Source organism: Polaromonas sp., from assembly GCF_041689105.1.
Lineage (GTDB): Bacteria > Pseudomonadota > Gammaproteobacteria > Burkholderiales > Burkholderiaceae_C > Polaromonas.
The window spans coordinates 1-9792 of sequence record NZ_JBDNGU010000218.1; the positions used below are offsets into that span (position 1 = coordinate 1).

9 protein-coding genes and 1 pseudogene are annotated in these 9792 nt (G+C 63.3%); 2 read left to right on the plus strand and 8 right to left on the minus strand.

The annotated features are described in order from the left end of the window. Positions 1-288: DNA-binding protein (locus tag ACESMT_RS20815; protein WP_372828499.1), on the plus strand; the 288-nt coding region annotated here is incomplete at its 5' end. Here ACESMT_RS20815 and ACESMT_RS20820 read toward each other — a convergent pair. The 8 genes from ACESMT_RS20820 to ACESMT_RS20855 all read right to left on the minus strand — a co-directional run bounded on the left by ACESMT_RS20820 (position 236) and on the right by ACESMT_RS20855 (position 8930). Continuing rightward, a complete protein-coding gene (locus ACESMT_RS20820) occupies positions 236-661 on the minus strand; it encodes a BRO family protein (RefSeq protein ID WP_372828500.1) in 426 nt (141 codons plus the stop codon). The genes ACESMT_RS20815 and ACESMT_RS20820 overlap by 53 nt on opposite strands. Before the next feature lie 249 nt (positions 662-910). Beyond that, positions 911-1993, minus strand: coding sequence for an XdhC family protein (locus ACESMT_RS20825; protein ID WP_372828501.1), 1083 nt, complete (start codon positions 1991-1993; stop codon positions 911-913). A 48-nt stretch (positions 1994-2041) separates the two neighbouring features. After that, complete coding sequence (locus tag ACESMT_RS20830) at positions 2042-2638, minus strand: CoxG family protein (RefSeq protein WP_372828502.1); 597 nt, start codon at positions 2636-2638, stop codon at positions 2042-2044. 42 nt (positions 2639-2680) lie between these two features. After that, entirely contained in the window at positions 2681-3865 is a 1185-nt protein-coding gene (locus ACESMT_RS20835; RefSeq protein ID WP_372828503.1) for a VWA domain-containing protein, read from the minus strand. 134 nt (positions 3866-3999) lie between these two features. Continuing rightward, positions 4000-4992, minus strand: coding sequence for an AAA family ATPase (locus tag ACESMT_RS20840; protein ID WP_372828504.1), 993 nt, complete (start codon positions 4990-4992; stop codon positions 4000-4002). Between the two features lie 192 nt (positions 4993-5184). After that, the gene (locus tag ACESMT_RS20845) at positions 5185-5979 is read right to left on the minus strand and encodes a xanthine dehydrogenase family protein subunit M (RefSeq protein ID WP_372828505.1); all 795 of its coding nucleotides are present in this window, start codon (positions 5977-5979) and stop codon (positions 5185-5187) included. Positions 5980-6001: 22 nt separating this feature from the next. Beyond that, complete coding sequence (locus ACESMT_RS20850; RefSeq protein WP_372828506.1) at positions 6002-8377, minus strand: xanthine dehydrogenase family protein molybdopterin-binding subunit; 2376 nt, start codon at positions 8375-8377, stop codon at positions 6002-6004. An 85-nt stretch (positions 8378-8462) separates the two neighbouring features. Beyond that, the gene (locus ACESMT_RS20855) at positions 8463-8930 is read right to left on the minus strand and encodes a (2Fe-2S)-binding protein (protein WP_372828507.1); all 468 of its coding nucleotides are present in this window, start codon (positions 8928-8930) and stop codon (positions 8463-8465) included. Positions 8931-9301: 371 nt separating this feature from the next. On the opposite strand from ACESMT_RS20855, the pseudogene ACESMT_RS20860 reads away from it, so the two are divergent. Then, positions 9302-9792 (plus strand): annotated as a pseudogene (locus ACESMT_RS20860) (histidine kinase); the annotation flags it as partial.

Here is a 9792-nt window from a genome sequence, read left to right on the forward strand (position 1 = left end):
ACCGTGATTGAGCGCGTTGAGCGCGATCCCGCCTTCGCCAAGGCGCTGTTGGATGAAGCGGCCACACTGTTCCTGAACGGCGAGGCAGAGACGGCACGTCTGATCCTGCGAGACCTGGTCAACGCCACCCTCGGTTTTGAGCAGCTTGCCCTGGCAACCGACAAGCCGAGCAAGAGCCTGCACCGCATGCTGTCGCCGAAAGGCAATCCGAGCATGGACAACCTGGCCGCGATTTTTAGCGCCGTACGTCAACGCTTGGGCGTAGGGTTCGAAGTACGCGCAGTGTGAGCCGACGCTTTGACACGCGTCTCAGGGCAGTTTCTGGCATTAAAGCGATCTGTTTTTGATAGATAGGCTCTGCCTTGGGGCTGGGGACGGATTGCACTAGGCGCAGCAGGGTCTGAGCAGTGGCGACGTCGGTGAGGTAATTTTTGCCGTCGGCTGCCGGCAATTTCAGTCGGTGACAGTTTGTCACCGACTCACTGCCTTCTTTGCTCAGACGTTCTTTGAGCTTGTTCCAGTATTTGCGCGCTGTCTGGTAGTCGGCCTGCTGGGTGAGCACCTGCACCACATCGATGACGGAAAACCACCAGGTATCGGATTCCTCCTCGTAACTGCGACGAATGGCTTGGCCGTCAAATTCAGTGGGGAGGATTTTCATGACCAACTCCTTTCAATACATTCAATTTTAGCAACGCCTTGTCAGAGTGACCCCCTGTGTAGGCCGTGCGGATTGCCCAATGGTCAATGTTTGACCATCAAATAGTACTGAGTAAGGTAAGGGTCAAAGCGGCCTACACATCCAGTCTCTGAACCTGCACGTCCGAATTGCTCTGTTTTTGATAGCTAATTGCGCTCGCCGCATATGGGCTAGAGGCCTATTTCATATGGATCTACTGGTGTTTCTGCTTCAGCGCCGGACACGCTGCACCCCGCAGACAAGCTCGCCCGGCTCATTGCCCACCACCGCCCGCTCGTTCTTGGCCTGCGCCACTTCCATGTCGCGTGGCAGCACCACGCCGTTTTTCACGGCCAGCACTTCGGCCATCACACTGACTGCAATTTCAGGTGGGGTCTTGCTGCCGATGTAAATGCCGATGGGGCCGCGCAGGCGCGCCAGTGCGGCTTGGTTGAGGCCGAAATGTTCGGCCATACGCTGATGCCGCGTTGTGTTGTTGCGTCTTGATCCGATGGCGCCTATGTAGAAGGCGTCGGTGTTCAGCGCCTCCATCAACGCCAGGTCATCGAGCTTGGGGTCGTGCGTGAGTGCGATCACGCAGCTGCGCCTGTCGGGCTTGAAGGCGGTGACGACATCGTCGGGCATGTCGCTGAGCACTTTGGCACCGGGGACAGACCAGGCGCTGCGATATTCCTCACGCGGATCGCACACCGTGACGGCAAATCCGCTGAACAGGGCCATGGTGGCCAAGTATTCGGTGAGCTGGCCCGCGCCTATCAGCAGCATGCGGTACTCGGGGCCAAAGGTGTTGACCAGTTCGGTGCCGGAGACGCTGAGCTCGGCAGGTGCGGTGGCGGTGGCCAGAGTCACGGCGCCGTCGGAGAGCCGCACGCTGCGCTGCATCAGTTGGCCGGCTTCCAGCGCTTCAACCAGTCCGGCTAGCGCCGCCGCGTCCGGGTCGTATTCGAGCAGCAGCTCCAGCGTGCCGCCGCAAGGCAGGCCGAAGCGGTGTGCTTCGTCGGCGGTAACACCGTATTTGACAAAGGTCGGCGGGCCAGACGGAATCGTTTTGCTTTCTGCGCCTGCGCCGGCCGCCGTCGCGTAGGCCTGCGTGTGCTGGTAGATCAAGTCGTCTTCGATGCAGCCACCCGACACCGAGCCGACCACCGCGCCGTCTTCACACAGAGCCATGATGGAGCCGACCGGCCGTGGCGACGAGCCCCAGGTACGCACCACGGTCGCCAGCAGCGCGCGTTTGCCCGCGTTGCGCCAGTCACGCAATGTGCGCAGCACCATGACATCAAGGTTTTCCATGCATTTGCCTTTCTCGTCCTTTCTGCTGCGCCGTCTGGCAAGCGGCCATCAACTGCCCAGCCAGACCGCGGCGGCCAGCACCACCGCACCCACCGCCCACACCCATACCGGAATCGCGGGCTTGGCACCGCTGGATGAAGCGGCCGCAGGCGCGTCGCCTTCCACGTCGCCCATGACCATTTTTGCTGCATAACTTTCGGGGTACAGGCGCTGCATTTCTGCGTCGAAACGTTTGAAAAAATCTTCAGCCATGGACTTGGCCGCGCCGTCGATCAGCCGCTGCCCGAGCTGCGCGATCTTGCCGCCCACCGAAGCGTGCACCGTGTACGACAGATCGCAGCCCTCGTCATTCGGGGTCAGGGTCACTTCGGCGCTCCCCTTGCCGAAGCCAGCCACGCCGCCCTGCCCGTCGAAGGAAAGCTTGTAGCTGGCAGGCGGGTTCATCTCGGTCAGCGATATCTTGCCGGTGAATTTTGCCGAGACCGGGCCGATTTTCAGGGCCATCGCAATGGCGTACTGGTTGTCGCCGGTGGGCTCCACCTTGTCGCAGCCCGGAATGCAGGCCTTGAGCACAACCGGATCGTTCAGCGCGTCCCAGGCCTGTTGTTGTGTCACCGCGAGTTGGCGGCTTCCTTGCATGTCCATGGGGAGTCCTCTTTGTTGTTGTCTGTGGTTAGATGGGGTGCGTCAGCGTTTCATCAAGGCCGCCAGACTGGCCGCCAGTTCTTCCAGCTTGCTCAAATTGTGAACCGCCAGCATGCCGTGCGCCTGCGCATGCAACACCGCCGCGCCACGGGCCAGCGGCGCATAGCCGTCAAAACGCAGCAGCGGGTTGAGCCACAACAAGCGGCGGCTGCGCCGGCGCAGCCAGGCCAGCTCATGCGCCAGATCGGCGGGCTCACCGGTGTCCAGCCCATCGGTGATCACAAGGACGATGGTACGCCGGCCCACCAGCCGGCGCGCATGGTGCTCGCGCAGGCTGGCCAGCGACGCGCCCAGCTGGGTGCCGCCGGCAAAGTCTTCAATCGCCAGGCTGGCATGGGCCAGCATCTCGTCGGTGTCGGCGTGGCGAAACGCTGGCGTCAGGTCGGTCAGATGCATGCCAAAGGCAAACACATCGCGCTGCGGATGGCGCCGGGTGGCGGCATGCAAAAAGGCCAGCAGCAGGCGCGCATAACGCTCCATCGAGCCCGAGACATCGACCAACACCAGCAGCGGCAGGGCCTGCTCGCGCCGTTGCAGGCGCGGCAGGTTTATCAGCTCACCACCGGTACGCGCGGCCTGGTGCATCACACCCGGCCAGTGCATGCGCGCGCCTGTGCCGGCGGGGCGCGTGCGGCGCGAGGCAAACATCGGCAGGGGCAACTTGATGTCGCGCGCCAGCCGCTCCACCAGGCGGTACTCGGTGGCCGACAGGGCATTGAAGTCGGCGTGTTGCAGGCGGGCGATGTCGCTGGCCGTCATGACGGCGTCAAACTCGACTTTCTGGTCTTCGGTCGCCGGTTTGGCCTGCTGGCCAAACGACTTTTGCGGCGCCAGCGCCTCGCGCACGCGCGGGCGACGCTTGCTGGGCTCGGCCTTGCCCTCGGCGCTGGGCAGCAATTGGGCCAGCAGTTTGTTGGCGACTTTCGGATCCTGAAAATAAACGTCGAACAGTTCGCGAAACACCAGACGGTCCTGCTCGCGGCTGATCATGACGGCTTCAAAGGCAGCGCTCAGGTCGTCCCTTTCGCTGATGCCGACGGCCAGCGCGGCTTCCTTGGCCAGCGCGATGCGCTGGCTGTCGACCTTCACACCGGCGCGGCGCAGCGCGCGGCCAAAACCGGCGATGTTGTCGGCGAGTTTGCCGGCTCTGGCGTCACCTAGCAGCATGGGGAGCCCTCACCCTCACCCTCTCCCTCTCCCGGAGGGAGAGGGGACCGGCAGGGGAATCCACGGAAGCCGCTTCTGTGCTCCCTCTCCCTCTGGGAGAGGGCTGGGGTGAGGGTGCCCCGAACCCGGTTGCATCATGCCGCCTCATCCACAGATTCAGGTTTGAGCAGTTCCACCGCCAGTGCATGGGTGAGCGCTGCCACATCTTCGCGTTGCTTGAAAAGTATGCCGGCCGTGTCGGCCACCACCTCGGGGTCCACCACCAGCGTGTCCAGCGCCACCAGCGCTTTGGCCCACTCGACGCTTTCGGCAATGCCGGGCGCGCGCTGGAAAGCGTTGCCCAGCGGTGAGCGGCGCAGGCGGTCTACAAAACCTGCGACCTGGGCCGAGAGCTGCTCGCCGGCTTCGGGCACCTGGGCGCGAATGATGGCCAGCTCGCGGTCCCGGTCCGGGTAGTCCAGCCAGTGGTAAAGGCAGCGGCGCTTGACGGCGTCGTTGAGTTCACGCGTGCGGTTGCTGGTGAGAATGGTCACTGGCGTCACTGCGGCGCGCACGGTCCCAATTTCAGGAATGCTGACCTGGTACTCGCCCAGGTACTCCAGCAGAAAAGCCTCAAACGGCTCGTCCGCGCGGTCCACCTCGTCGATCAGCAGCACCGCACCCGGCGCTGGCGCCTGCAGGGCCTGCAGCAGCGGCCGGCGGATCAGGTAGCGGTCCTGGTAGACCTCGCGCTCGACATCGGCGGCGTTGCCGTGCACGCCGCCGCCGGGCCGCCCCAAGGCGGCGGACGCCCCCTCGGGGGGCAGGGAGGACACGCCAGTGCCGAGCGTGGGGGCTCTCAATTCCACTGCACGCATGTGCAATAACTGTGCGGCGTAATTCCACTCGTAGAGGGCTTCGCGCTGCTCCAGCCCGTCGTAACACTGCAGACGTATCAGATGGCGCTGCAAAGCCAGCGACAACGCCTTGGCCAGTTCGGTCTTGCCGACACCGGGCTCGCCTTCGAGCAGCAGCGGGCGCTGCAGCTTGAGCGCCAGGAACACTGCGGTCGCCAGCCGCCGGTCGGCGAAATAGCCAGCATCCCGCAGGGCTTGGGTCAAGGCGTCAATGGTGGGGAAAAGTGTCATCGGGTCAGTTTAGCTCTTGCCTCGAATGCTATTCATTCAATAGCTGCTTGCGCCCGTGCGTCAAGGGCTGGAGGCACTATTTATCTTCAGAACCAGCCCTGTCATCCCGGACTTGATCGAGGATCCATGTCACACCACCAGCAGGAAACCGGGACATGGATTGCGGGTCAGGCCCGCAATGGCAGGTCCGAATCAGGCAGCCAGCGCCTTAGCCACACCGCGCTGCGTCTGAACGCTGATCAGGTTGGCGCGGTAGGCCGCTGTGGCATGAATGTCGCTGTTGAGGTCGGTCGCGTCTATCTTCACACCCGCTGCAGCTTCGGGCGTGAAGCTCTTGCCGAGCGCCGCTTCCAGCCCGGCATGGCGGAAGACGCCGCTGGACGCCCCAGTAACGGCGACACGCACACCCGCATCGAACTGCGCCACAAAGACGCCAACCAGCGCGAAACGCGAGGCCGACTGCTTGAACTTCATGTAAGCCGCGTGCTTGGGGATGGGGAAGCTGATGGCCGTGATCAGCTCGCCTTCTTCCAGCGCCGTGGCAAACATGCCAAGAAAAAAGTCGTCCGCCGCGATCTTGCGTGTGGTGGTGTGGATCGTCGCGCCCAGAGCCAGCACCGCGCTCGGGTAACAGGCCGAAGGGTCGTTGTTGGCGACCGAACCGCCCAGCGTGCCCATGGCGCGCACCTGGCGGTCGCCGATGTTGGCAGCCAGGTCGGCCAGCGCCGGCAGCGCCGCCTTGATGTCGGCGTTGTTGGCCACGTCCAGGTGGCGTGTCATGGCGCCAATGACGAAGTTTTTGCCGTCGCGCTTGATACCGGTGAGTTCTTTGATGCCGCTGAGGTCGGCCAGTTGGTCCGGGCTGGACAGGCGCAGCTTCATCGACGCCAGCAGGGTCTGGCCGCCGGCCAGGGGTTTGGCGCCGTCAGCCGCCAGTTGTGCGGCCGCTGCCAGGGTGGTGGGTCGTTCCAGGGTGAAGGGATACATGATGGTTTTTTCCTTGGATGTTTCAGCGTTTGGCGGACTGGATGGCTTCCCAGACACGGCTGGACGAAGCCGGCATGTCGAAATCGGTCACGCCCAGCGGCCTGAGCGCGTCCAGCACGGCGTTGATCACCGCCGGCGGCGAACCGATGGCACCGGCCTCGCCGCAGCCTTTGGCGCCCAGCGGGTTGTGGCTGCAGGGCGTACACAGCGTGTCGAGCTTGAAGTTGGGCATGTCATCGGCGCGCGGCATGGTGTAGTCCATGAAAGAGCCGGTCAGCAACTGGCCGGACTCCGGGTCGTAGACGCAGTTCTCCAGCAGCGCCTGGCCAATGCCCTGCACCAGCCCGCCGTGCACCTGGCCCTCCACAATCATCGGGTTGATGATGTTGCCGAAGTCGTCCACTGCGGTGAAGCTGTCCACCCGCACCACACCGGTCGCGGCATCAATCTCGACCTCGCAGATGTAGGTGCCGGACGGGAAGGTGAAGTTGGTCGGGTCGTAAAACGCGGTTTCATTGAGGCCCGGCTCCAACTTGTCGAGCGGGTAGTTGTGCGGCACATAGGCCGTCAGCGCGACCTGGCCGAAGGTGACCTTCTTGTCGGTGCCCTTGATGGTGAACTCGCCGTTGGCAAACTCGACATCGGCGTCGCTGGCTTCCATCAAATGCGCGGCGATTTTCTTGGCCTTGGTCTCGATCTTGTCAAGCGCCTTCATGATGGCCGTGCCACCTACCGACATGGAGCGCGAGCCATAGGTGCCCATGCCAAACGGCACACGCCCGGTGTCGCCGTGCACGATGTCCACCGCATCGACCGAAATGCCCAGGCGCGCGGCCACCACCTGCGCAAAGGTGGTCTCGTGGCCCTGGCCGTGGCTGTGCGAGCCGGTGAACACCGTCACGCTACCGGTCGGGTGCACCCGCACCTCGCCGCACTCGAACAAACCGGCGCGCGCACCGAGCGCACCGGCAATGTTGCTGGGCGCCAGGCCGCAAGCCTCGATGTAGCAGGAGTAACCCATGCCGCGCAGCAGGCCCTTGGCTTCGGACGCAGCCTTGCGCTTGGCAAAACCGGCCACGTCAGCCAGCTCGTTGCCGCGCTTGAGCAGGGCATGGAAGTCACCCACGTCGTACTGCAAGGCCACCGGTGTCTGGTACGGAAAATCTTTCACGAAGTTACGGCGGCGGATCTCGTCCTGCGCCAGGCCCAGTTCCCAGCCGCATCGCGTGACCAGCCGCTCCAGCAGATAAGTCGCTTCGGGGCGACCGGCGCCACGGTAAGCATCGACCGGCGCGGTGTTGGTGAACCAGGCATCGACCTCGACATAAATTTGCGGCGTGGTGTACTGGCCAGCCAGCAAGGTGGCGTACAAAATGGTCGGCACGGCCGGCGCAAAGGTCGAGAGGTAGGCCCCCATGTTGGCATCGGTGTGCACGCGCAGCGCCAGAAACTTGCCGTCCTTGTCCATCGCCATTTCGGCGTGGCTGGAATGGTCGCGCCCATGCGCGTCGCTGACAAATGCCTCGCTGCGGTCACAGGTCCACTTGATGTTGCGATTCAGTTTTTTCGAGGCCCAGGTCAGGCACACGTCTTCGGCATACAAATAGATCTTCGAGCCGAAGCCGCCGCCCACGTCGGGGGCAATTACGCGCACCTTGTGTTCGGGCAGGCCCATCACAAAGGCCGTCAGCAGCAGGCGCTCGACGTGCGGGTTCTGATTCGACACATACAGCACATATTCGTCGTTGGCGCGACTGTAGGAGCCGATCACCGCGCGCGGCTCCATGGCGTTGGGAATCAGGCGGTTGTTCGTCAGATCGAGTTTGGTCACATGCGCTGCGCTGGCAAACACCGCATCGACCTGCGCCTTGTCGCCAATCGCCCACTTGTAGCAGTGGTTGTCGGGGGCTGCGTCGTGTAACGCCGTGGCCTTGGCCGCATCGGTGACACGCACCACGGCGCTCAGCACGTCGTAATCGACCTCGACCAGCTCGGCGGCATCTTTGGCCTGCTCCAGCGTCTCGGCCACGACCATGGCGACGTGGTCGCCGACATAACGCACCTTGCCCTGCGCCAGGATGGGGTGCGGCGGCTCCTTCATCGGGTTACCGTCGGTACTGGTGATCAGCCAGCCGCAGGGCAGGCCGTTGATCTTGTCGGCGGCCACGTCTTCGCCAACAAACACGTCGAGCACACCGGGCGCGGCCTTCGCGGCGGCGGTGTCGATGCTTTTGATGTTGGCGTGTGCATGCGGCGAACGGACAAACACCGCGTAGCTCTGATTGGCCAGCGTGATGTCATCGGTGTATTGCCCGCCGCCGGTGAGAAAGCGGTAGTCTTCCTTGCGGCGGACGGAGGTGCCAATGTTTGGCAGGTTGACGAAGTCGGATGCACCCATGTGTGTACTCCTGAAAATTTGAAAGAGAACGGTTGACGGCGGCTCGCAGGATGGCGGTGCCGGGAGAAGTGGTCAGCGCAGCGGTTCAGGCCGCCATGGCCGCAGCGCCCTGCTGTATCGCCTTGACGATGTTCTGGTAGCCGGTGCAGCGGCAGATGTTGCCTTCCAGCAGCTCGCGGATTTCGCCTTCGCTGGCTTTCGGGTGGTGCTTGCACAGATCGATAGCACTCATCACCATGCCGGTGGTGCAAAAGCCGCATTGCAGGCCGTGGCACTCCTTGAAGGCCGCCTGCATCGGGTGCATGGTGCCGTCGGCGGCTGCCAGGCCTTCGATGGTGGTGATGTCCGCGCCCGCGGCTTGGGCCGCCAGGATGTTGCAGGACTTGACCGCGCGCCCGTTCATGATGACGGTGCAGGCGCCGCACTGGGCGGTGTCGCAACCCACGTGGGTACCGGTCATTTTGAGCTGCTCGCGCAGCACCTGGACCAGAAAGGTGTTGGGCGGCGTATCCACGCTTTTGGCTTTGCCGTTGACTTTGAATTGAACTTGCATGGGCTTGTCTCCTGATGGCTGTTTGTCTGGCTAGTACTGCGACTCGGAAATAGGGGAACAAAATGAAAACGATGGATTTTTCCGTCCGGCTAGGCGTGAGGAGGCGACATAGCCGTAGCTATGGCAACGACGAGCAACAACGCCGGGCGGGAAAAGACGCGTTTTCATGTTTCCTTATTTCCGAGTCGCAGTACCAGGGGTTGCGCTGCGGATGGAAAGGGTCATTGTTGAATTGGCGACCGTGCGGGGGCCTAGGTTAAACCCGTAGGCGCTTGCCAAAGCCCTTTGATATTCTCAAAATGAAACATTCGGCAAGGGTCCGCCAGCGCGTCTTTGCACGCTCTGGTACGCTGAAAGCCCGCCCCAAACCCATGCTGTCTGCCCTCCCGACCTCCTCCGAACAACGCCTGCGGCAGATCGCGCTGGCGCGCCACGCGGTGCTGCGCGAAGGCAAAAACCCGACCGGCATGCTGGCCGAAGCGTGGATCACCCGCTCCTGGCAGCGCTGCCTGGCCAGCGGAAAAAACCCCGAGCAGGAAGTCGGCTTCGACCTGCTGTCACCGCAAACATTGCGCCGCACCGAAGAAACCAACCATGTGCTGGTGCAAGCCGCGCGCCCGGTGCTGGAAAAGCTGGGCGCGGCGATTGCCAGCACGCGCTACTTCGCCATCCTGACCAATGCGCAAGGCGTGGTGGTCGATGTCAACGGCGTCATCGACCGGCGCGACCGGCGCGTCGACCTGATCACCCGCATCGGCGTGGACCTGTCCGAACAAAGCGTGGGCACCACCGCCATCGGCGCGGCACTGGCCGAGCTGCAGCCGGTCTGGCTGCACCGCGGCGAGCATTTTTTCAATGCCAA

Excerpts from the sequence above, each read along its gene's own strand:
- ACESMT_RS20820 (WP_372828500.1), bottom strand. The coding sequence starts at position 661 with ATGAAAATCCTCCCCACTGAATTTGACGGCCAAGCCATTCGTCGCAGT.
- ACESMT_RS20825 (WP_372828501.1), bottom strand. The coding sequence starts at position 1,993 with ATGGAAAACCTTGATGTCATGGTGCTGCGCACATTGCGTGACTGGCGC.
- ACESMT_RS20830 (WP_372828502.1), bottom strand. The coding sequence starts at position 2,638 with ATGGACATGCAAGGAAGCCGCCAACTCGCGGTGACACAACAACAGGCC.
- ACESMT_RS20835 (WP_372828503.1), bottom strand. The coding sequence starts at position 3,865 with ATGCTGCTAGGTGACGCCAGAGCCGGCAAACTCGCCGACAACATCGCC.
- ACESMT_RS20840 (WP_372828504.1), bottom strand. The coding sequence starts at position 4,992 with ATGACACTTTTCCCCACCATTGACGCCTTGACCCAAGCCCTGCGGGAT.
- ACESMT_RS20845 (WP_372828505.1), bottom strand. The coding sequence starts at position 5,979 with ATGTATCCCTTCACCCTGGAACGACCCACCACCCTGGCAGCGGCCGCA.
- ACESMT_RS20850 (WP_372828506.1), bottom strand. The coding sequence starts at position 8,377 with ATGGGTGCATCCGACTTCGTCAACCTGCCAAACATTGGCACCTCCGTC.
- ACESMT_RS20855 (WP_372828507.1), bottom strand. The coding sequence starts at position 8,930 with ATGCAAGTTCAATTCAAAGTCAACGGCAAAGCCAAAAGCGTGGATACG.